Below are 20,372 nucleotides of genomic sequence, written 5' to 3' on the forward strand. Positions count from 1 at the left end.
CGCCCTCTCAGGCCGGCTACCCGTCGTCGCCTTGGTAGGCCATCACCCCACCAACAAGCTGATAGGCCGCGGGCCCATCCCCAGCCGAAAAACTTTCCACCACCCACCATGCGATGAGAGGTCGTATCCGGTATTAGACCCAGTTTCCCAGGCTTATCCCAGAGCTGAGGGCAGGTCACCCACGTGTTACTCACCCGTTCGCCGCTCGTGTACCCCCGAAAGGGCCTTACCGCTCGACTTGCATGTGTTAAGCACGCCGCCAGCGTTCGTCCTGAGCCAGGATCAAACTCTCCAACAAAAACTGGCCCTACAATTGCGCCGAGGACGGGGCCTCGACGACTTAATGTTCAAACTGGCACAAAACCAGTCCATGAACAAGCTCGACACACTGTTGAGTTCTCAAGAGACACCCGCACACCATCGTCCGCCGTTAGGCGTCCTTCTGGGGCTGTTCCCCCACTGTACACCTCCCGATCCGAGTGGATCCGGGGGGTCCCTGTGAGGGGGGCGGTCCGCGGGCCCTGCTGACCGGGGCTCTGAGGCCTTCGTTCTGTCCGGTGTCCCGCTGACAAAGAGAAAGTTACGCGAGGGGTTGACAGGACGTCAAATCGCCCCCCTCGTAACGCGCTGACCAGCCGAAACCGCCCTTCGGACGTCACTCACCGTGCCTGCCGGGCGCACCGCGCGCGACGAACGGTCAGTCGTCGCGGGGGGCCCGAGTTGCCTCGGCGGGGCCGTCCGCATCCCGCCGACCTGCGGAGACCGACTCGGAACCGGCCTCGGGAGGTGCCTGGTCGGTGGCGTGCCCGGCCATGGTGGTCTCTTTCGTGTGAGCTGGCTCATTCGCATTTTCGTCGCTGTCCGCGACGAACGGTGGCCTGCCCGTCGCCAGGCGGCGGAGCATCGCGTTGTACGCATCGAGCTCCGCATCCCCGTGGACGTCCGCATGTCGATCAGCGCGCCTCGCCGACCGTTCGTCCTGGCGCGACCACTGGATGAGCAATGAGATCACCACGATGAGCAGCGGAATCTCCCCCGCTGCCCAGGCGAGGCCGCCGCCGAGGCGCTGGTCGGCGAGCACATCGGGCACCCAGGGCAGGGCGAGGCTGCGGTAGTAGTCCCCGCCGAGGGCGTGGTTGCCGCTCATGACCGCCACCCCGAAGAACGCGTGGAACGGCACGGACGCGAACACGAGCCCCATCCGCGCCGCGGGCGGCAGCCGCCGCGGCGCCGGGTCGATCCCGACGATCGGCCAGAAGAACAGCACCCCCACCAGCAGGAAGTGCAGGTTCATGACCTTGTGGGCCCAGTGCTCGGGCAACGCGGCCGGGAAGAGCGCCGAGAAGTACAGGGCGTAGAAGCTCCCGACGAACAACACGAGCGTCACCAGCGGATGCGTGAGCAGGCGCGCGATGGGCGAGTGCACGGCCGCCAGCAGCCACTCGCGCGGACCCGGCTGCCCGGTGCGCCCCGCGGGCCGCAGCGCGCGCAGCGCGAGCGTCACGGGCGCCCCGAGCACCAGCAGGATCGGGACCAGCATGTTGAGGATCATGTGCTGGCCCATGTGGACGCTGAACATCGCCGGCCCGTACCGCCCGAGTCCCGAGCTGGTGGCGACGAGCAGCGCAGCGCACCCGGTGAGCCACGCCGCCGTGCGTCCCACGACCCACCGGTCGCCGCGGCGATGCAGCCTGCGCACCCCCAGCAGGTAGACACCTGCGAGGACGAGCGCGGCGGTCCCGAAGATCAGATCGAAGCGCCAGTCGAGGGCCAGCCTGGCGAGCGTCGGGGGCCCGGAGAGGTCGTACCCGATCACGACCTCGATGCGTGACGGCGGGCCGGCGCCGGTGTCCGGGGGCGCGGTGCGGCCGAGTGCGACCGCGATCCCGATGGTCGCGAGCATCAGGAGCACCTCGACGCCGCCGAGGCGCATCAGCGCCGCCGGCTCGCCACGGGCCGCGGCGGCGACCGACGACCGGCGGTGCAGCGCCCCCATCCCGCCGAGCGCCACCAGCGCACCCGCCTTGACCAGCACCAACGTTCCGTACGTCGTACCGACGAGCGTATCGAGCGGGATCCGGACGAGGGCGTTGATCACCCCGGTGGCGGCGATGACGAACCAGCAGACGAGCGCCAGCGCGGAGTACCGCGGCACCGCGGTGGTGAGCGCCTCGAGGCGGTCGGGCCCGCGCGCCGCGGCGAGCAGCAGCACGGCGACGAGCCCGCCCACCCACAGAGAGGCCGCGAGCACGTGCAGGACCAGGCTGTCGGAGGCCAGGTCGTGGGCGCCGCCCGTGGAGGAGTGCCCGGTGAACGTGACCGGTAGCGGTCCGAGCAGGGCGATGCCGAAGAGGATGGCGGTCCACCCCCAGGTCAGCACCGTGCGGCAGCCGACGAGGACGACCACGGCCACGAGCGCCGTGAGCGCCCAGGTGGTGGCCGGTTCCAGGCGGGGCAGGAGATCCAGGACCGTGGCCGGATCGAGCAGCTGCTCGACCGGGCGTCCGAGCGCGTCGGCCATGCTCAGCGGCACCATGAGCACCGCGGCGGCGGTCCAGCCGGCCGCCGTCCAGGACGCCGCCCGCAGTGCGCGGTATCCGGCGACGTCCAGGTAGCCGGAGCGTTGTGGGGCCACGAGGAACGTCGCGAGCAGCACGGCCCCGATCGTCAGCACCATGCAGATCTCGGAGACCGCTCGCATCGCCGGTAGCCCGACCACGGTGAGCGTGCCCGGGTCCGGCAGGCCCAGCGCCGCCGCGGGCCCGGCCCCGGAGAGCGCGGCGATGCCGCCCGCGACGAGCACGGCGATCAGCCCGCCGACGCCGACGAGGCCGGCCACCTCGGCGGCCGGCCGGGTGGACGGCGGTGGGGTGGCGGGCTCGACGGACGCGTGCGCCATGCGCCCAGGCTATGCCGTGGCGGATGCGGGGGGAGCTGGCGCCACTGCGAGACTGCGCACCGTGGAGACGCCCCCGGACGACGTGGCCGGGCGGCTGCTGCGCGCCGCCACCGATCGGAACGGCACCGCGCCCCTCCCGTGGACGGCCAGCCCCCTCGCGAACGCCACCCGGGTGCTGGACGTCTGCTGCGGGTCCGGTGCGCTGGCCGGCGAGCTCACCGGGCGCTGGGTCGGGGTCGACCCGACTCCGGCGCCGGGCGCCGGACCGGTCGTCGCCGGCACGCCGGACGCGCTGCCGCTGCGCGACAACGCGGTGGACGGCGCGGTCCTGCTGCTCACCCTCCCCCGCCTGCCCCACCTCGACGCCGTCTTCGCCGAGCTGCGGCGCGTGCTGCGGCCGGCGGGCACGCTGGTCGTCGTCGTGCCGTCGGCGAGCCCACGCTCGTTCGCGGAGCTGCGGACGGCGGCCGTGCACCGCACCGGATGGGTCCACCGCTCCGCCCTCGACCAGGCAGGTTGGTTGCTCGCGGCGGCGGACTTCGCGGTGCTGGGAGACGACCGCGCTGCGTTCACCCTCCCGCTGCCCGACGCCGCGGCGGCACACGCGCTGGTGGCCGACCTGCCGCTTGCGGGGTGGTGGCCGCGCGACGTCCCCGCGGCCGTCCGGGAGCGGGTGGCGGCGGGGCTGGCCCGGCGGGCCGGTCCCGGGCGGGTGCTCCCGGTGCCGTTGCGGCGGCTCGTGGCGCGCCGCTGACCCCGTCGGCTCCGGCCGTCAGGACAGGGTTGTGGTGGCGGCGGAGCCGACCACCACCGGGGTGTCGTCCTCTGCGGCGTGGCCCTCGACGAGGTCGGCGACGATGCAGGTGATGTTGTCCGGTCCGCCCCCCTCGTTGGCGCGGAGGATGAGCTCCGCCACGGCCGCCGCCGGGTCGGCGACGGTGGCGAGGACGTCCTTCAGCTGCGCGTCCCCCAGTACGACCGTGGCGCCGTCGGAGCAGATGAGGAAGCGGTCGCCGGGCACGCCGTCGACGTGGAACAGGTCCGGTTCCGGAGGGCTGCTGTCCTGCAGCGTCTTGACCAGCCACGACCGGCGCGGGTGCGTGGCCGCCTCCTCCTCGGAGATGCGCCCCTCGTCGACGAGGGACTGCACGAGCGTGTGGTCCCTCGTGAGCCGGTGCAGCTCGCCGTCGCGCAGGAGGTAGGCGCGCGAGTCGCCCAGATGAAGGACGCCGATCCGGGCGCCGTCGACCAGGAATGCGACCACGGTGGTGCCCGTGCCGCGCAGGTCCGGGTTCTGCCGGGCGAGCCCGGTGAGCCGCGTGGCCGCCTCCTCGACGGTCTCGCGCAGGGCGGCGAGGAGGTCCGTCCCGGCGAGCTCGGCACCACGCAGCCGCGCGTCCAGGTCCCGGATGGCCGTGATCGCGACCGCGCTCGCGACCTCGCCGTGGGCGTGCCCACCCATCCCGTCCGCCACGGCCAGTATCCGCGGGCTCGTGAGGGCCGAGTCCTGGTTGTTCTCCCTGCGGCGACCCACGTCGGAGCCGACCGCGGAGCGCAGCGTCGGTGGCATGGGGCCACCCTCTCATGCTGTGAACCGACTTCACAACAGCGGGTCCCGTGAACTACCTTCATCACCATGGCCGCGGACCCGACCGTCAGCACGGGCGACATCGCCCGCCTCGGCCGCGTCGGCCGCGCCGCCGTCAGCAACTGGCGCCGCCGCCACGACGACTTCCCGGGCCCGGTCTCGGGCACCGCCTCCAACCCGCGGTTCGCGCTCTCCGAGGTAGAGGCGTGGCTGCGGCGCAACGGCAAGCGCTACCGGCTCTCGGCCGCCGACCGGGCGTGGCAACGGCTGCTCTCCGACGGCGCCGACTTCCTGCTGCCGGAGCGCCTCGCCGCGGCCGGCGCGTACCTGCTCGACCGCCACCACCCGGAGCTGGCCCGGCTGCTGCCCGGCGACGCGCCCCCGCCCCTCGACGATCCCGAGCTCGCCGCCCTGCTCGACGACGTGGCGGGCCGCCACAGCCCGGCCGCCGCCTACGAGAACCTCTGCGGCCGGTACCGGCGGCCGGCGGGAGAGCCGCCGGACGGGCTCGCGACGGCCATGGCGCGCATCGCGCTGCCCGGCGGCGGGCACGTCCTCGACCCGGCCTGCGGCACCGGTGCGCTGCTGCTCGTCACCGGCGCCGACGGAGCGCACGGGCAGGAGGCCGACCCCGCCACGGCCCGGATCGCCGCCGCCCGGCTGCTGCTCGCGGGGTCGCGCGCGGCGCCGGTCGCGGTCGGCGACGCATTGCGCCACGACGCCTTCCCCACCGAGGAGTTCGACGCGGTCGTGTCGGCCCCGGCCGTCGTCGATCGCACCTGGCCGCACGACGCGCTCGCCGGCGATGCCCGGTTCGCCCACGGCCTGCCACCGCGCACCGAGCCCGAGTTGGCATGGGTGCAGCACGGGCTCGCGCACGTGCGCCCGGGCGGACGGGTCGTGCTGAGGCTCCCGGCCGCGGTCGCGTCCCGCCGGGCGGGCCGGCGCATCCGGGCCAACCTCCTGCGCGCGGGCGCCCTGCGCGCGGTCCTCGCCATCGAGGACGAGACGCGCTCCACGGACGTCTGGGTGCTGCGCAGGCCGGTCCGTGGCGACCAGGTTCCGGCCCGCGTCCTGGTCGCCCGCAGCCACGCGGACGCGATGGCGGAGCTGTGGGAGGCGTTCGCGTCCGGGCAGGCCGTCGGCGAGGGGGCGCGGGCCGTACCGGTCGTCGAACTGCTCGACGACGACGTCGACCTCGGTCCCGAGCACCGCCTGCAGCGGCGCGCCTCCGCCGAGGCCGGCCGCCGGGTCGCCGAGCTGCTCGCGGCCGGCTCGGTCGGCCCGCCCGCGCTGCGGCTGGTCGACGGGGTGCGCGACCGGCCGTCGGCCACGGTCGCCGACCTCGCCCGCCGGGGCGTGCTGACCGTCCGGCACGCGCCGCGCGACACCGCGGAGCCCGAACCGGGCGACGGGGGTGTGGCGGTGCTCACCGTGTCGGACCTGGCCACCGGCACCGTCCCGACCGGCCGCGCCGCCACCGCTCGGATCCGCGTGCGGGCCGGCGACGTGGTCGGGGCGCCGATGGGCCGGGCCCGCGTCGCCGACCGGCCCGGGGTGCTCGGTCCGGCGCTCACCGTCTACCGGATGGACCCGGACCAGCTCGATCCCGAGTACCTGGCCGGCGTCCTGCGCTCGACGCCCGCCCAGGGCGGCACGTCGAGCCGGTACGGCCACCGGGTGCGCGTCCCGCTGCTGCCGATCGGCGAGCAGCGGACGCTGGGCGCGGCGTTCCGCGGCCTGCTCGACGCCGCCGATACCGCACGGGCCGCGGCCGAGCGGGCCGACACCCTGCTGCGGCTGGGTGGTGAAGGCCTGGTGGAGGGCTGGCTGCGCCCGACATGAGATCAGGGACCGAACTCCGCGGGGTCGGTCATCACCTCGACGAGCGTCGGATGCTCGACCCGCTTGCTCGCCTCCAGGCATTCCCGCAGGTCGGTGAGGGTGTCGACCCGCTTGCCAGGTACGCCGAACGCCGTGCTCACGTCGGCGATGCGGGGCCCGGCGATGTCGACCCCCGGATAGTGCTGCCGCTCCACGGCTTCGCCACCGAACCGGCGGAGGGCCGCGCCCACGGCGGCGTAGCTCTGGTTGTTCATGACGACGTAGGTGACGGGCAGGCCGCTGCGCGCCGCCGACCACAGCGCCGGCATGCCGAACTGGAACACGCCGTCGCCGAGGACCGCCGCCACCCGGCGGTGCGGCATCCCCGTCGCGATGCCGAGCGCCGCGCCCATGCCCCAGCCGAGCGAGCCCGACGAGGACACGAAGTAGTCGTCCTCGGTGTGCTGGTGGGCCCGCTGCTGCAGGATCCCGCCCGCCGTCGTGGCGTCGCCGACGATGGCGGCGCCGCGCAGCGACTCGGTGACGACGTCGACGACGTCGACCGCGCTCAACGCACGGCCTCGCTGACGCTCGGCCGGCGCTTCGCGCAGGCCCTGTGACATTGATTCGCTCGCAAGCTCGCTCAGCGGGCCGCCCGGCCCCGACGGCGCGCGCGGGGGTGGGGGCACGGCGGCGGGAACCGCCCGTGGCGGCACGGCGGGCAGGGCGGCCGACAGCGCCTCGAGCACCAGCGCCTGGTCGCCGACCAGCGCGGCATCGACGCCGTAGGTCATGCCCACCTGCCGGGGATCGGTGTGGCTGTGGACGATCGGCACGCCCGCGGGGAGCGGCGGGACGCGGGCGGGCTCGAACTCGTTGAACAGGCGGGCCCCGAGGAACACGAGCAGGTCGGCCCCTTGCACGAGCGGGTGTCCGACCTCGTACTGGCCGCGGAAGTGGGGGTGGTCGGTGGGGAACCCGGGCCGCTCGAACCCCCGCCGGTCCTCGTGCAGGACGGGCGCCCCGAGCCGCTCGGCGAGCGTCACGAGCCGGCCGAGTGCGCCCGCCCGGCCGACCTCGCTGCCGGCCACGAGCACCGGTCGCTCGGCGGCGGCGAGGAGCCCCGCGGCCGCCCGGACGGCACCGTCGGACGGCGCGGTCCGCGTGTCGAAGCGGAAGGAGGAGACGTCCGGGACGCTCACCTCGGCCGTGCTCTCCAACAGGTCCTGGGCGAGCGCGACCCACACGGGGCCGGCCGGCTCGCTCAGCGCGGTCCGGAAGGCGCGGTTGACGTCCTCGGGGATCGCCGCGGTGGTGAGCGACTGCCAGTCCGACTTCACGTATTGGTGGACGAGGTCGCGCGTCCGCCGCGCGGTGGTGAAGCCCTCCCTCGCCTGGATCGAGGACGCCTTGACCCCGTTCAGCACGACGACCGGCGAGTGGGCCAGCTGTGCCGCGTACAGGTTGCTCAGCCCGTTCGTCAGTCCGACGTTGGCGTGCAGGTACGCCACGGCGGGCCGCCGGGTCACCCGGGCCAGCCCGTCGGCCATCGACACGGCCACCCCCTCATGGGTGGTGAGCACCAGCTCGACGTCCTTGCGGACCACCAGCGCGTCCAGCACGGCCGCCTCCGTGCTGCCGGGGCAGGTGAAGAGCCGGTCGACGCCCCAGTCGCGGATCACGTCGAGCAGGGCCTCGACGGCGGGTCTCGGCATACGGACTCCTAAGACGTTGTCAAAGCGGCGAAGCCGCTATTGAGTGGGCCGTCAACCGGCACCGCCGCGGGTTCTCAGGCGCTCCCTCGCGAGGACAGCGCCGACGTGGTGAATTGGCATTCATGAGGAGGCGATCCCGGAGCGAGGGAGCGCCTGAGGTTCCGCTACCCGCACCGCCAAGCAAAGTAGCTCCATAAGGGTTCTCAGGCCTTGGTGACGAGCTCCATGAGGTGGCCGCGGAGGCGGCCGAAGATGTCGCTCGAGCGGGTGCCGAGCTGGGTGCGCGGGTGGTCGAGCGGCACGTCGAGGATCTCCGTGACCCGGCTCGGGGCGCGGCCGAGCACGACCACGCGGTCGGCGAGGTAGACCGCCTCGTCGATGTCGTGGGTGACGAGCACGACCGTGATCCCGAGCTCGCGCCGCACCTGGAGGATCAGGTCCTCCAGGTCGAACCGCGTCTGCGCGTCGACCGACGCGAAGGGCTCGTCCATGAGGAGCATGTCGGGCTTCTGGGCGAGTGCGCGCGCGATCGCCACCCGCTGCTGCATGCCCCCGGAGAGCTGCCACGGGTAGCTTCGGCCGACGTCGCCCAGCCCGACGGCGTGGAGCACCTCCCGGATCCGGTCCTCCCGCTGCCGCTTCTCGACACCCGCCACCTTGAGCGGCACGGCGACGTTGCGGTTCACCGAGAGCCACGGGAACAGCGAGCGGCTGTAGTCCTGGAAGACCACGCTGAGCCGGTCCGGGACGGACTGGAGCGGCGTTCCCTCGAACCGGACCTCGCCGGACGTCGGGCCGAGCAGCCCGCTGAGGCAGCGCAGGAGGGTGGTCTTGCCGCAACCGCTCGGTCCGACGACGCAGACGAACTCGCCCTTGGCGACGTCGAAGGAGACGTCGGCGATGGCCGGCCGCTCGGTGCCCTGCCCGGTGTTGTAGGTCTTCGCGAGCGCGCGGACCGACAGCACCGCCTCGTCGGCCGAACGCGACGGCCCGCCCCGGATCACCTCGGACTGCGACACTGCGCTAACCCTTCTGCTCGACGGCGCGCGCGCCGAGGTACCACGCCAGCACGACGCGCTCGACGGCGATGAAGAGGAACGTCAACGCGCTCCCGACGACGGCCAGGACGATGATCCCGGTCCACATCTCGGTCATGGCGAAGCGCTGCTGCGCCTCGAGGATGAAGAAGCCGATGCCGGAGCGGGACGCGACGAGCTCGCTGACCACCATCATGATCACGGCGATCTGCAGGCTGTTCCGGAGGCCGGCCATGATCTGCGGCATCGCCCCCGGCAGCACGACGGTCCGGACGGTCCGCACCGCCGACATGTGCATGACCTTCGCCGTGTCGAGCATGATCGGGTCGATGCCCCGCATCCCGTCCAGGGTGTTGAGCAGCGTCGGCCAGATCGCGGCCAGGACGATGACCGTGATCTTCATGGGCGACCCGATGCCCATCACCGCGATGATCGCCGGCAGCATCGCCGCCGTCGGGATGACGTAGACGAAGTACAGGACCGGGGAGACGGCGTGCCCGACGCGGTGGAACTTCCACAGCAGGGCACCGATCCCGACGCCCAGCAACCCGGCGGCCGGGTAGCCGATCGCGAAGTGCCCCAGGCTCGACCACAGCTCGCTGCGGGCGTCCCCGACGATCCAGAGCTCGTAGAGCTGCGTCAGGATCTTCTGCAGCGGCGGGAAGAACGTCGATCTGCTGCCGGCGGACAGCACCCACCAGAGCACCAGGACGGCGACGAAGAACCAGAGGCGCCAGATCCTGGTCACCCCTCAGACCCCCTTCGCCGCATCGTTGCGGCGGCTCTCGTGCCAGTGCAGGAGCCGCCGTTCCAGGTAGGCGAACGCGCTGGTCACGGCCACCCCGGCCACTCCGGTGACGAGGATGAAGGCGTAGGTCGCCGGCAGCCGGTCCGGGCCGGCGTTGACGGAGGTCAGGATGGAGAGCCCGAGCCCCTCGGCCCCGCCGATCAGCTCCGCGATGATCGTCAGGATGAGGCCGACGGCCGCGGCGACCCGCACCCCGGTGGCGATGAACGGTGCCGCGCTGGGCAGCGTCACGACGAAGAACCTGCGCAGGCCGCGCAGCCGGAGCACCACCGCGGTGTCGCGGACGACGGGGTCGACGGCGCGGACCCCGTAGATCGTCTGGATCGTCAGGGGCCAGAACACCCCGAACGCGACGAGGAAGACCTTCATCTCCAGCGTGGCGCCCCACACGACGATGGCCAGCGGCAGGATCGCGATGACCGGGACCGTCTTGAGGAACTCGATCACGGGGATGACGCTGAGGTAGGCGAACCGGTTGAGGCCGAGCACCGTACCCACGGCGATCGCCAGCGAGCCGCCGATGAGCAGGCCGAGCGACCAGCCGCGCATGGTCTCCCCGATCGCGCTCCAGAGATCGGCGGACGACACCTGCCGGCCCAGCTCGGCCACGGTGGCCGTCATGCTCGGGAACGAGGTCGGGTCGAGCGCCCCCGACACGCTGACGTACTCCCAGGCCGCGAGCACCGCGAGGACGACCGCGACCCGCGCCGTGACCTTGACCCAGGTGGCGTCGCGGAGCGTCACGGGGAACCTTCGCCGGCCTGCCAGACCAGGTCGGCGGGGTCGACGGTGCTGTTGATCGAACCCTGCTGGGACATCAGGTCCTGGATGGCGGAGATCGAGTCGAGGTTGACCTCCGGCACGTAGTTGCTCGGGATGATCTGCGCCTGGGCCTGCTCCGGGGTGAGCTCGAGGTTCTCGACCAGGGTGGCGAGGGCCTCGTCCTCGTGGTCCTTGGTGTAGAGGATCGCCTCCTCCATGGCGTCGTGGAAGCCCTGCGCCACCGCCGGGTTCTCCTCCAGGTAGGGGGTGGTGGCCGCGTAGCAGTAGACCGTGCCGGTCGGGAACAGGTCCGAGCTCGGGTGGGCGAGCGGGACGGCGCCCGCGTCGAGTGCCGACTCGAGGTACGGCGACGTGATCACCGCGGCATCCACCCGCCCGTCGGCGAGCGCCTGCGGCATCTGCGGGAACGGCATGGCGATGTACTCGGTGCCCGTGGCACCCGCGTCCTCGATGAGCTTCTTCGCGCCGATCAGGTTGATGCTGGCCAGCTGCACGACCGCGACGGACTTGCCCGAGAGGTCGTCGACGGAGTCGATGCCGCTGCCGGCGGGGGCGACGAGGGCGCTGGAGTCGCGCTCCGGGCTGATCTGACCGTCGACCGGCGCCACGCACTTGATCGGCGTCCCCTCCCGGTTCGCGTTGATGAGCACCGGCGTGGTGACGAACCCGAAGTCGGCCTGTTCGGCGACCAGCGAGGCGACGACGGGGATGGGTGAGGCGGAACGCTGCAGCTCGACGTTGAGCCCGCGCTTCTCGAACATGCCCTTCTCCATCCCGAGGAAGAGCACGGCGTTCGGCGTGAACGGAACGATGTTGACGGTGATGTCGGTCGGTCCTCCGCCGGACTCACCGCCGCCGCCACAAGCGGCTGCGACGACCACGACGGCCGCCAGCGCCGCAGCTTTCACGGCCTTGCGCATGCGGGCCTCCAGGAAGCGTCGTTGCTGGGCACGCGAACCCCGTCTGATCGCCTGCGAGGTGGAGGTCACACTATGGCGAGCACGCAGAGATGTCTACGCATGCGGACTTACGTGAGTGCTAATTCCGCAGGATCGAACATCCAGGGCCGAGCGCTCACGCCGTTCGTGGCCGGCGGTGCTCATGGAAGGCTGGCCGCCACCCGGGGAACAGGAGGCGCCCGTTGCGCATCGCCGATCGCTACGAGATCGACGACCTCCCCGTGGGGCGCGGCGGGATGGGCGCGGTCCACCACGGCCTCGACACGCACCTGGGGCGGCGCGTCGCCGTCAAGTTCCTGCACCTGCCGGCCGGCTCGGAGGAACAGCGGGAGCGGTTCGTGCGCGAGGCGCGGATCCTCGCCCGGCTCGAACACCCCGGCGCGCCCATCCTGTACGACCTCGGCACGCACGAGCACCGGATGTTCCAGGTCATGCAGTTCGTCGACGGCGTGACGGTGGCCGACGTCGTGGCCGAGCACGGGCCGCTGCCGCCCGGGTGGGTGGCCGCGATCGGGGCGCAGGCCGCCGCCGTGCTCGCCGCCGCGCACGGCCTCGAGATCGTGCACCGCGACCTCACCCCGTCCAACCTGATGCTCCGCCCGGACGGCAGCGTCGTCGTGCTCGACTTCGGCCTCGCCGTTCTCGCGGGCGCGGTGCGGTTCACGCGGGTGGGCCAGATCTTCGGCACCCCGTCGTACATGGCGCCCGAGCAGGTGCAGCACGGCGTGGCCGACGCGCGCAGCGACCTGTACGCGCTTGGCTGCGTGCTGCACGAAATGCTCACCGGCGGGCAGCTGTTCGCCGGGCAGACCGCGTACGCGATCTTCGAGCGGCAGGTGCGCGAGGCGCCGGGACCGCTGCCGGCAACACCACCGGAGCTGGCGCGCGTGGTGCTCGACCTGCTCGCCAAGGACCCGGCCGACCGGCCGTCCGACGCCGGTGCCCTGCACGACCGGCTCGCCCCGCTCGCCGTCGACCTCCCGCCGCTACCGGGATTCCTCGCTCCCGAACCCGGACCCGGGCGGCGCTACGCCTGCGTGTGGGGCAGGACGGCCGAGGAGGGTCCTGAACCACTCCGGCCGTAGACGTGGCCTCGCGGCCAACAGCGCTCGGAAGCGCCGGGCCGGGCCGCACGCGGCGATGATCCGCGGGTTTCGGTTCGTGATTGCTGTTGCCGCAGCAATGGACAACCGATACTCGAGATCATGGGGCTCGACCACGCGCTACCTGGTCTCGCCGGCGGCGACGCCGCGGTGCAGCATCCGGGTGGCGAGTTCGGCGGGGACCTCGCGGTCGAGCTGAGCGAGGAACTTGCGGAACTCGGTGGCCAGGTGTTGACGGTGCGGTGAGCTGTAGACCTTCCCGCTCGCCCCGTCGAGCGCGGCGACCGGGCTGGCCGTGCCGTGGCGGATGTCGGTGTGGGTCCGACGTTCGGGATCCGCGGGCAACATCGGCAGCACCGGCGCGGACCGGTCCAGGGCCTGGACCTGGGACTTTCGTCCACGCACAGCACCGAGGCCCGTTCGGGCGGGTCGAGATACGGGCCGGCGACGTCGTAGAGCTCGTCCACGAGGTTCGGGTCGGTGGACAGCTTCCAGTAGTCGACCTCGTGCGGCTCGAGCTCGAACGCCCGCCAGATCCGCGACACCGCGGTCTGGGTCAGCTCGGTGCGGGTGGCCATCATCCGGGTCGGCCAGTGCGTGCCCCCGTCCGGCGGAGCCTCTTCCAGGGTGGCCGTCACGACCTGCTCGACCGGGGCGTCGGTGATGGTGCGCGGTCGTCCCGGCCGGCCCTCATCCGACAACCCGGCCAGCCGGTCGGCGACGAACCGGGCCCGCCACTTGCCCACCATCTGCGCCGTCACCGAGAACACCGCGGCCACATCCTTGTTCGCCGCGCCCTCCGCGCACGCCAGCACGATCTTGGCGCGCAGCGCGAGCGCCCGGGCGCCCTTCGGACGGTGCCCCCATCGCTGCAGCGTCTCCCGCTCGGCGTCGCTGAGCACCAGCGTCGCGGTCGGTCGAGCCGTCCTCGCCATCGACGAAGGCGACCGGAAATTGCATTCCGAGTTGATGACTCGGGACACTAGCTCCCCGACGAGCTGCTCGCGGCGGCCGTCGATGCCGCCACCGCGGCGGCGACGCTCGCCTGCACGGCCTGCACCGCCTTGCGCACGGCCTGCCCGGCCCACTCGCCCTCGGCCACCTCGGCCGCGCGGGCGCGCAGCTGCCGCCGCGGGCCGTCGACGACCTTGTGCTCGGCCTTCACCGCGTGCACCAGGGAGATCAGCATGGCGACGTGCTGGTCGGGCCGGGCACCGTCGCGGAGCACGGCCGCCACCCGCCCGCGCAGCTCGGCCGCCGCGGGCCCGGGCGTCCAGGTGGTCGTCGGGAAGATGCCGAGGAGCCGGGAGCGCTCACGGCGGACCAGCCCGCGCCCCGCGAGCCGCTCCAGGACCGGCCTGCGGGTGCCACGGGCGAGCCGCTCGACGGCCTTCTGCGCCCGCAACGGTTTGTCGAGCCGGGCGAGCGCCCCGTCGAGCACCGGGTCGCCGGTGGGCGGCGCGGCGACGGCGGAGAGCCGGGCCTTCGATCCGCTCCCGTCCGTCCTCACCCGCCCGCCGGTCGCCAGGTCCAGCAGCAGGGCACCGCCGATGACCCGGTCGAGGGACGTGCCGTCGACGACGGCCCGGCCGGTGGCGGGGTCGAGCAGGAGGAGGACGAGGTCCTCGGTGAGCGTCATGCGGAGCCGGTGTACAGGATCGCGTCCACCTCGATGTCGAACCCGGCGAGCGCGACCGGGATCGTGGTGCGCACCGGCGGGTTCTCGCCGCCGAAGAACTCCGCGAAGAGTGCGTTCATGGCGGCGAAGTCACCGAAGTCGCGCAGGTAGACACCCACGCGTACGGCGTCGGTCAGCGACGCACCCGCCGCCTCGGCCGACTTCTGCAGGTTGGTGAACACCTGGCGGGCCTGCTCCTCGAACGAGCCGCGGACGGGCGTTCCGTCGGGCCGCGTCGGGACGGCCCCCGCGAGGTAGACGTGGTCGCCCGCGACGACGGCCTGGGAGTACGGCCCTCCGGGCGCTGCTGCGTCGGGGGTGCTGACGGCACGCTTGGCCATGGTGTCTCTTCCTCCGGTTCAGAAGTAGGTGCGCACGGCGCCGACCACGGCGTCGGTGTCGTCGAGCAACGGTATGAGCGGCCACTTGTCGAAGACGGTGCACGGGTGGGACAGGCCGAAGACGACGACGTCGCCCACGGCGAGCCCGCCCTCGTGGCGGACGAAGGCGTGCTGGTCGTTGAGCTTCCCCACGGTGGCCCCGTGCAACGGCCCGGTGGGCCCGCGGAGCGGGATCGGCAGGTCGACGTCGTACGCGGCGTCCCGCTTGCCGAACCCGCAGATCGCGAGCCCAGGCTCCGGGGTGGAGAGCACGTACGCCCACAGCTCCAGTGCGGGCTGCAGCGCGCCCGCCGGGTGGTGTGCGTTCGCGGCGAACGGCGAGACGCGTTCGTACATCCCGTGGTCGTGGGTGAGGTACCCGCCGGAGCGGACGACCTTGCGCACCGGCCGCGACAGCGCCGGGAGCCCCTCCCATGCGGCGACCACCCGGTCCGGGTAGGACGACCCGCCCGCCGTGAGCACGAGCTCGGGCCGCCCGCCGGCCAGCCCGTCGAGGTCTGCGACCAGCGCCGCGAGGTCGGCGGCGAACCGGTCGACGTGGGCGACCGACTCCGCCGCGCGGTCCCCCGGGTAGACGCCCTCGAAGCACTCCACGCCGGCCAGGTCGAGGCCGGGCGCGGCGGCCACGCGGCGGGCGACCGCGAGCGCCTCGTCGCACGTGCGCGCCCCGGCCCGGCCGCCGGGAACGCCGAGCTCCACGAGCACCGACAGCGGCCGTTGCCGATCGGCGAGCGCGGCCGCCATCCGGTCCACGCCGTCGACGCTGTCGACGAGGACGTACACGTCCAGGTCCGGGTCGGCGGCGGCGAGCCAGCGCAGCCCGGCCGGGTCGACCACCTCGTTGGCGAGCACCACCCTCGGGACACCCCAGTCGTGCATGATCCGGACCTGCGCGACGGTGGCGGCCGTGATGCCCCACGCACCCGCAGCGAGCTGGTCGGCGACGAGCTGCGGGCTCATGGTCGTCTTGCCGTGAGGTGCGTGGTCGACGCCCGCGTCGGCGCACCAGCGGGCGAACAGCGCCGCGTTGTGCGCGAGCGCCGACCGGCGCAGCGTCACGGTCGGCAGCAGCAGGTCCGAGACGTGCCAGCCGGCGTCCCCGACCGTGCCGACCGTGCCCGCGTGATCGGGCAGGTTGCGGAAGTGCGGGCCGAGCGGTTCGGCGGCACTGCGGGCGAGCGCGGGGAGGTTCATCGAACTCCTGTCCTGACGGGCGCCGTCTCCCGGCACAGCAACGTGGTGACGAACGTGATCAGGCCGACGGCCATCCAGTACAGCGACACGGGCCAGGTTTCCCCACCCGCCCATGCAACCAGCCCGGTCGCGACGAACGGCGCCAGCCCACCGGCGATCAACGCGGAGAACTGGTAGCCGATCGAGATGCCGGAGTAGCGGACCTTCGTCCCGAACAGCTCGGAGAAGAACGCCGGCTGGGTGGCGAACAGCGCGCCGTTCGCGACCGCGTACCCGAGCACCCAGGCGATGAGGATCAGCGGCACGCTCTTCGTCTGCACGAGCGCGAAGAACGGGAACGCCAGTGCCACGTGCAGCGCGGCGCCGAGCAGGTAGACCGGCTTGCGGCCGACGCGGTCGGACAGGGCGCCGTACAGCGGCGTGATCACGAACTGCACGACGGCGGCGAGCATGTTGGCGAGCAGGCCGAGGCTCGCGGCGAGACCGAGGTTGTTCGTGGCGTACGAGAGCGCGAACACCGACACCAGGTAGCCGCAGACGTTCTCGGCCACCCGCATCCCGATCACCAGCAGGATCGACCGCCACTCGGTGCGAACCGCCTCGACCACCGGGCGCTTCGCGACCTGCTCGGTGTTCTTGACCCGCTCGAACTCGGGCGACTCCGGGATGCGGAGCCGGATGAAGATCCCGACGAAGATCAGCAGGAACGAGATGAGGAACGGCACCCGCCAGCCCCACGAGAGGAACTGCTCGTCCCCCAGCGCCTCGGACATCCCGTACATCAGCCCCGTGGCGAGCACCAGCGCGGCCGAGGAGGCCATCTGCGGCCACGCGCCGTAGAAGCCGCGCCGGCGCGGCGGGGCGTGCTCGGTGAGCATCAGCACCGCGCCGCCCCACTCACCGCCCGCGGCGACGCCCTGCAGCAGCCGCAGCACGATGAGCAGGACCGGGGCCCAGACCCCGATGGCCGCGTAGGTCGGGAGCAACCCGATCAGAAAGGTCGCGACGCCCATCAGGAAGAGCGTGGCGACGAGCGCCGACTTGCGGCCGATCCGATCGCCGAGGTGCCCGAAGATGATCCCGCCGATCGGGCGCGCGCCGAACCCGACGGCTAACGTCGCGAACGCGGCGAGCGTGCCGACCAGCGGATCCTCGCCGGGGAAGAACACCTGGCCGAACACGAGCGCGGCGGCCTGGCCGTACAGGAAGAAGTCGTACCACTCGATCATCGCGCCGATGAAGCTGGAGAAGCCGACGCGACGGAGCGTCGAGCGGTCGGTCTCCACCGTCTGGGCCATCCCCGGGAGTCTGCGAGGACGATTGACAACAAGTCAAGCACTTGAACAGAATTTCTCCATGAGCACACCGCAGGGGCTCCTGCCCACGCTGGAGCCGATCATGAAGGCGATCGCCGCCGCCGTCGGCCCGCACTGCGAGGTCGTGCTGCACGACCTGTCGAAGCGCGACATGGAGCACACGATCGTCGCGATCGAGAACGGTCACGTCACCGGCCGCGCCGCGGGCGGACCGTCCACGAACCGCGGCCTCGAACTGCTCAGGAACGAGGCCGCGGACCACGACGAGTACGGCTACAAGGGCCGCACCGGCGACGGCCGCGAACTGCGTTCGTCCTCGGTCTACCTCCGCGGCGCCGACGGCGGCGTGATCGCGGCCCTCTGCATCAACGTCGACCTCACACCCCTGCAGGCGGCGCGCGCGGCGCTCGACACCGCGCTGCGCCCCGCCGTCGAGGACACCCCCGCCCGCGGCGAGGAGGTCTTCGCCTCCGACATCACCGAGGTGCTCGACAAGCTCATCGACGCCGCGATCGCGCAGACCGGGAAGACCGTCGCGCTCATGGGCCGCGACGACCGCGTCGCCGTGCTGAGGTTCCTCGACCAGCGGGGCGCGTTCTTCGTCAAGCGCGCGGTGGACCGGGTGGCCCGCCGGCTGAACGTGTCCCGGGTGACGGCCTACAACTACCTGGAGCAGGTCCGCGCAGCCGCGTCCTGAACCATGTGTGTATATTGTGTGTATGGCGCGGGTGAACGTGTACGTCCCGGACGAGCTCGCCGAGCGAGCGAGGGCGGCGGACCTGAACCTGTCAGCCCTCACCCAGGCCGCCATCACCGATGAGCTGCAGCGCCGGGCCACGGACGACTGGTTGACGTCCCTCCCGTCACCGCGCGGCGAGGTCTCGCACGCTGCCGCCTTGGCAGCTCTCGACCATGCGCGAGCCGAGCTGGACGGCGAGCCCGATGACTGACCGGCCGGCGGAGGCCGTGGTCGTGGACGCCTCGGTCTTCGTCGACCTCCTCGCAGGCACTGCCCATGCTGCGGCGGCGACCGTGAGGCTCACCGGCACGTCGATGCACGCACCGGCCCACATGGACGCCGAAGTCCTGTCGGCGCTCGGAAGACTGCAGCGTGCCGGCGAGCTGACATCGGCAGAGGTGGAGGCCGGCCTCACAACCTTGGCAGCGGCTCCGGTCACCCGGCATCCAGCTCATGATCTCCTGACCGGCGCATGGTCCCGCCGAGCCGACCTACGCCTGGTCGACGCCGTCTACGTCGAGCTCGCCACCCGCCTGCACGCCCCGCTCCTCACCACGGACCACCGCCTGGCCCGCGCATCCACGGCCGCGGAGAGCATCTCGGCCGATGCCCCGGATCAGACTTGAGCCCCCGCGGTCCACAACCGCATCGGCGACAGCCGGTGCTACCCGGGCATCGAAGAGCGACGGCAGGATGCGGTCGGCGATCGCCCCCACCCACACCCCGGCAGGGCAGCCGCTAGGCTCGGGATGCGGTTTCCGGGTCACTGCCGCACGCCCTCGTAGCTCAGCTGGATAGAGCAAGAGCCTTCTAATCTCTAGGTCGCAGGTTCGAGTCCTGCCGGGGGCACAAGCACGCTGGTGAGCGAGCTGGCCTCACCGACCGTCAAGATCAACCCCGCGTTTACCCCGCGGTTCGGGCCCGAAGAAGTCGAGCACGGCCGCAGCATTCGCGCCGGCCGCCTTGCGGGACATGTACACGTCCTGCGTCATCGAGACCCGCTCGTGGCCGAGGTGATCAGCAATCTCCCGGGCACGCACACCGGCCGCATCAAGCCTTGTCGCATTGTTGTGCCGGAGCGCGTGCGGGTGCAGCCCCTCCCTTGCTCGGAGGTCGATGGTGCATCACCGGAGCTATGACGGGTCGGTGGCGGGTAGTCCACGCAGCAGGACACCGAGGAACAGGTCGAAGCGTGGCGCTTCCGGTCCGAGGTCGTGTCCGGCCTCTTGTGCGGCGATCCACTGAACGACTCCCAGACCGAAGATGATCCAGCTGTGCTCGGCCATCACCGGATCCGCGCCGGCGGCGGTGAAGGCGTGGACAACGCGGTTGTGAAGGCGGGCGAACGCTTCGGGGTTGTGGCGGTGCGGAGCCGCGACGTGTGCCGCGAACCCGGGCACTGCGAGAAACTCGTCGTGCATCTTCCAGGCAAGGTCGGTGAGCCAGTCGCGCCACGTATCGGGGGCGGGCTCCGCTCTGGGCAGGATCCGCTGGACCATGACTTCGCTGATCAGGTCGAACAGTTCGTCGCGATCGGCGACCCATCGGTAGAGGGCGGAGTGTGAGACGCCCAGGCGGGCGGCCAAGTCCCGCATGGTCACGGTGCGCAGGTCGGACTCCAGCGCCGCGGCGACGATCACATCGCGGCTGAGCTTCGCCGGCCTGCCCACCGGCCTGGTCCTGCCCGGCACCCGTCGATCCTATGGCCACAAGTTAGTGACCGCTGGTCTCTAATAGGTTAGGCTCGCCTGCATCTCTCAGACACGTGGAGGAGTCATGCACCACCGCGACGAGACGGTGTTCGATCAGTGGCCGCTGGTGAGGCTGGATGTCTCCGGCTTCTCCGCCGCAGGGATGGATGGTGCCCGCACGGTCGGCGACACGCTGGGCGCCGCGGTCAGCCGCCAGGAGACGTTCGCCGCCGTGGTCCAGATGCCCTCACCCACCCAGGGTGCCGGGGAGATGGGCGTCGGCGAGCGCATCCGGATGCTCAAGCAGCTCCGTCCCGGGCTGAAGAAGTACTGCCTGGGCCTGGCGATGGTGGTGTCGGCCGAGACGCAGGCCGCCACCGCCAAGAAGATCAAGGCCGGCAACAAGATGTGGGGCTGTCCGACGTTCACCACCGACAATGTGGCGGCGGCAACGCGGTGGGCGGAGGCCCGGATCACGGGTGAGCACGTGGGCGGAGATTCCTGATGTGGGTCATTGCCGCCCTGGCGGCCGCCATTGCCGTCCGCACCCGCAAGTTGAGGCTTCGGGCCCGCGCCGACCGTGCCGCGCCGCCGTCGTCATGATCAGCAGGATCGGGACATGGGCTGCAACCGTGCA

At 72.2% G+C, this 20,372-nt stretch carries 21 protein-coding genes, 1 tRNA gene, 1 rRNA gene and 1 pseudogene; 9 read left to right on the top strand and 15 right to left on the bottom strand.

Going from position 1 to position 20,372, the window contains the following annotated elements; genetic code table 11:
* Both ACU436_RS06355 and ACU436_RS06360 read right to left on the bottom strand, forming a co-directional pair.
* Positions 1–298: ribosomal RNA gene (locus ACU436_RS06355) — 16S ribosomal RNA — on the bottom strand; the annotation flags it as partial.
* A 399-nt stretch (positions 299–697) separates the two neighbouring features.
* Positions 698–2,899: a cytochrome c oxidase assembly protein gene (locus ACU436_RS06360; RefSeq protein ID WP_459022649.1), complete on the bottom strand. Its 2,202-nt coding sequence runs from the start codon at positions 2,897–2,899 to the stop codon at positions 698–700.
* Between the two features lie 61 nt (positions 2,900–2,960).
* Between ACU436_RS06360 and ACU436_RS06365 the strand changes: the two genes are divergently transcribed.
* Positions 2,961–3,653, top strand: coding sequence for a class I SAM-dependent methyltransferase (locus ACU436_RS06365; RefSeq protein WP_459022650.1), 693 nt, complete (start codon positions 2,961–2,963; stop codon positions 3,651–3,653).
* Between the two features lie 18 nt (positions 3,654–3,671).
* On the opposite strand, the gene ACU436_RS06370 is transcribed toward ACU436_RS06365, so the two are convergent.
* Positions 3,672–4,469 (bottom strand): PP2C family protein-serine/threonine phosphatase, encoded by a 798-nt coding sequence (locus tag ACU436_RS06370; RefSeq protein ID WP_459022652.1) that lies wholly within the window; start codon positions 4,467–4,469, stop codon positions 3,672–3,674.
* 66 nt (positions 4,470–4,535) lie between these two features.
* Between ACU436_RS06370 and ACU436_RS06375 the strand changes: the two genes are divergently transcribed.
* Positions 4,536–6,332: an N-6 DNA methylase gene (locus tag ACU436_RS06375; protein WP_459022654.1), complete on the top strand. Its 1,797-nt coding sequence runs from the start codon at positions 4,536–4,538 to the stop codon at positions 6,330–6,332.
* 2 nt (positions 6,333–6,334) lie between these two features.
* On the opposite strand, the gene ACU436_RS06380 is transcribed toward ACU436_RS06375, so the two are convergent.
* The 5 genes from ACU436_RS06380 to ACU436_RS06400 all read right to left on the bottom strand — a co-directional run bounded on the left by ACU436_RS06380 (position 6,335) and on the right by ACU436_RS06400 (position 11,574).
* Positions 6,335–8,026 (bottom strand): thiamine pyrophosphate-binding protein, encoded by a 1,692-nt coding sequence (locus ACU436_RS06380; RefSeq protein ID WP_459022656.1) that lies wholly within the window; start codon positions 8,024–8,026, stop codon positions 6,335–6,337.
* Between the two features lie 203 nt (positions 8,027–8,229).
* Positions 8,230–9,045 carry an ABC transporter ATP-binding protein gene (locus ACU436_RS06385; RefSeq protein ID WP_459022658.1) on the bottom strand — a complete coding sequence of 272 codons (816 nt, stop codon included), beginning with the start codon at positions 9,043–9,045 and terminating at the stop codon, positions 8,230–8,232.
* A 4-nt stretch (positions 9,046–9,049) separates the two neighbouring features.
* Positions 9,050–9,811, bottom strand: a complete 762-nt coding sequence (locus tag ACU436_RS06390; RefSeq protein WP_459022660.1) for an ABC transporter permease — start codon at positions 9,809–9,811, stop codon at positions 9,050–9,052.
* A 3-nt stretch (positions 9,812–9,814) separates the two neighbouring features.
* Positions 9,815–10,615: an ABC transporter permease gene (locus ACU436_RS06395; protein ID WP_459022661.1), complete on the bottom strand. Its 801-nt coding sequence runs from the start codon at positions 10,613–10,615 to the stop codon at positions 9,815–9,817.
* Entirely contained in the window at positions 10,612–11,574 is a 963-nt protein-coding gene (locus ACU436_RS06400) for an ABC transporter substrate-binding protein (RefSeq protein WP_459022663.1), read from the bottom strand. Before ACU436_RS06400 ends, ACU436_RS06395 begins: the two co-directional genes overlap by 4 nt.
* 221 nt (positions 11,575–11,795) lie before the next feature.
* Here ACU436_RS06400 and ACU436_RS06405 point away from each other — a divergent pair, with 221 nt between their 5' ends.
* Positions 11,796–12,698, top strand: a complete 903-nt coding sequence (locus ACU436_RS06405; RefSeq protein ID WP_459022665.1) for a serine/threonine-protein kinase — start codon at positions 11,796–11,798, stop codon at positions 12,696–12,698.
* A gap of 138 nt (positions 12,699–12,836) precedes the next feature.
* Here the strand turns inward: ACU436_RS06405 and ACU436_RS06410 are convergent, their stop codons facing one another.
* From ACU436_RS06410 to ACU436_RS06435, 6 genes and pseudogenes are all read right to left on the bottom strand, one after another.
* Positions 12,837–13,121 (bottom strand): hypothetical protein, encoded by a 285-nt coding sequence (locus ACU436_RS06410; RefSeq protein WP_459024333.1) that lies wholly within the window; start codon positions 13,119–13,121, stop codon positions 12,837–12,839.
* A 32-nt stretch (positions 13,122–13,153) separates the two neighbouring features.
* Positions 13,154–13,651, bottom strand: a pseudogene (locus tag ACU436_RS06415) (helix-turn-helix domain-containing protein); the annotation flags it as partial.
* A 47-nt stretch (positions 13,652–13,698) separates the two neighbouring features.
* The gene (locus tag ACU436_RS06420; protein WP_459022667.1) at positions 13,699–14,355 is read right to left on the bottom strand and encodes a GOLPH3/VPS74 family protein; all 657 of its coding nucleotides are present in this window, start codon (positions 14,353–14,355) and stop codon (positions 13,699–13,701) included.
* The gene (locus tag ACU436_RS06425; protein WP_459022669.1) at positions 14,352–14,735 is read right to left on the bottom strand and encodes a RidA family protein; all 384 of its coding nucleotides are present in this window, start codon (positions 14,733–14,735) and stop codon (positions 14,352–14,354) included. The genes ACU436_RS06420 and ACU436_RS06425 overlap by 4 nt, the downstream gene beginning before the upstream one ends.
* Positions 14,736–14,753: 18 nt before the next feature.
* Positions 14,754–15,989 carry an alanine racemase gene (locus ACU436_RS06430; protein WP_459022671.1) on the bottom strand — a complete coding sequence of 412 codons (1,236 nt, stop codon included), beginning with the start codon at positions 15,987–15,989 and terminating at the stop codon, positions 14,754–14,756.
* A complete protein-coding gene (locus ACU436_RS06435; RefSeq protein WP_459022673.1) occupies positions 15,986–17,287 on the bottom strand; it encodes an MFS transporter in 1,302 nt (433 codons plus the stop codon). The genes ACU436_RS06430 and ACU436_RS06435 overlap by 4 nt, the downstream gene beginning before the upstream one ends.
* A 58-nt stretch (positions 17,288–17,345) precedes the next feature.
* Here ACU436_RS06435 and ACU436_RS06440 point away from each other — a divergent pair, with 58 nt between their 5' ends.
* From ACU436_RS06440 to ACU436_RS06460, 5 genes are all read left to right on the top strand, one after another.
* Positions 17,346–18,002, top strand: coding sequence for a helix-turn-helix transcriptional regulator (locus ACU436_RS06440; RefSeq protein WP_459022675.1), 657 nt, complete (start codon positions 17,346–17,348; stop codon positions 18,000–18,002).
* Between the two features lie 22 nt (positions 18,003–18,024).
* Positions 18,025–18,255, top strand: a complete 231-nt coding sequence (locus tag ACU436_RS06445) for a type II toxin-antitoxin system CcdA family antitoxin (protein ID WP_459022677.1) — start codon at positions 18,025–18,027, stop codon at positions 18,253–18,255.
* 22 nt (positions 18,256–18,277) lie between these two features.
* Complete coding sequence (locus ACU436_RS06450; RefSeq protein ID WP_459022679.1) at positions 18,278–18,670, top strand: type II toxin-antitoxin system VapC family toxin; 393 nt, start codon at positions 18,278–18,280, stop codon at positions 18,668–18,670.
* A 149-nt stretch (positions 18,671–18,819) separates the two neighbouring features.
* Positions 18,820–18,893: transfer RNA gene (locus tag ACU436_RS06455), tRNA-Arg, on the top strand.
* Positions 18,894–18,904: 11 nt separating this feature from the next.
* The gene (locus ACU436_RS06460; protein ID WP_459022681.1) at positions 18,905–19,183 is read left to right on the top strand and encodes a hypothetical protein; all 279 of its coding nucleotides are present in this window, start codon (positions 18,905–18,907) and stop codon (positions 19,181–19,183) included.
* Here ACU436_RS06460 and ACU436_RS06465 read toward each other — a convergent pair.
* Entirely contained in the window at positions 19,178–19,735 is a 558-nt protein-coding gene (locus ACU436_RS06465; RefSeq protein ID WP_459022683.1) for a TetR/AcrR family transcriptional regulator, read from the bottom strand. The genes ACU436_RS06460 and ACU436_RS06465 overlap by 6 nt on opposite strands.
* 85 nt (positions 19,736–19,820) lie before the next feature.
* Between ACU436_RS06465 and ACU436_RS06470 the strand changes: the two genes are divergently transcribed.
* Complete coding sequence (locus ACU436_RS06470) at positions 19,821–20,240, top strand: hypothetical protein (RefSeq protein WP_459022685.1); 420 nt, start codon at positions 19,821–19,823, stop codon at positions 20,238–20,240.
* Positions 20,241–20,372 lie beyond the last annotated feature (132 nt).

It is taken from the genome of Pseudonocardia wallangbongensis, from assembly GCF_054486945.1.

Excerpts from the sequence above, each read along its gene's own strand:
- ACU436_RS06435 (WP_459022673.1), bottom strand. The coding sequence starts at position 17,287 with ATGGCCCAGACGGTGGAGACCGACCGCTCGACGCTCCGTCGCGTCGGC.
- ACU436_RS06380 (WP_459022656.1), bottom strand. The coding sequence starts at position 8,026 with ATGCCGAGACCCGCCGTCGAGGCCCTGCTCGACGTGATCCGCGACTGG.
- ACU436_RS06470 (WP_459022685.1), top strand. The coding sequence starts at position 19,821 with ATGCACCACCGCGACGAGACGGTGTTCGATCAGTGGCCGCTGGTGAGG.
- ACU436_RS06400 (WP_459022663.1), bottom strand. The coding sequence starts at position 11,574 with ATGCGCAAGGCCGTGAAAGCTGCGGCGCTGGCGGCCGTCGTGGTCGTC.
- ACU436_RS06360 (WP_459022649.1), bottom strand. The coding sequence starts at position 2,899 with ATGGCGCACGCGTCCGTCGAGCCCGCCACCCCACCGCCGTCCACCCGG.
- ACU436_RS06375 (WP_459022654.1), top strand. The coding sequence starts at position 4,536 with ATGGCCGCGGACCCGACCGTCAGCACGGGCGACATCGCCCGCCTCGGC.
- ACU436_RS06370 (WP_459022652.1), bottom strand. The coding sequence starts at position 4,469 with ATGCCACCGACGCTGCGCTCCGCGGTCGGCTCCGACGTGGGTCGCCGC.
- ACU436_RS06445 (WP_459022677.1), top strand. The coding sequence starts at position 18,025 with ATGGCGCGGGTGAACGTGTACGTCCCGGACGAGCTCGCCGAGCGAGCG.
- ACU436_RS06430 (WP_459022671.1), bottom strand. The coding sequence starts at position 15,989 with ATGAACCTCCCCGCGCTCGCCCGCAGTGCCGCCGAACCGCTCGGCCCG.
- ACU436_RS06425 (WP_459022669.1), bottom strand. The coding sequence starts at position 14,735 with ATGGCCAAGCGTGCCGTCAGCACCCCCGACGCAGCAGCGCCCGGAGGG.
- ACU436_RS06420 (WP_459022667.1), bottom strand. The coding sequence starts at position 14,355 with ATGACGCTCACCGAGGACCTCGTCCTCCTCCTGCTCGACCCCGCCACC.
- ACU436_RS06440 (WP_459022675.1), top strand. The coding sequence starts at position 17,346 with ATGAGCACACCGCAGGGGCTCCTGCCCACGCTGGAGCCGATCATGAAG.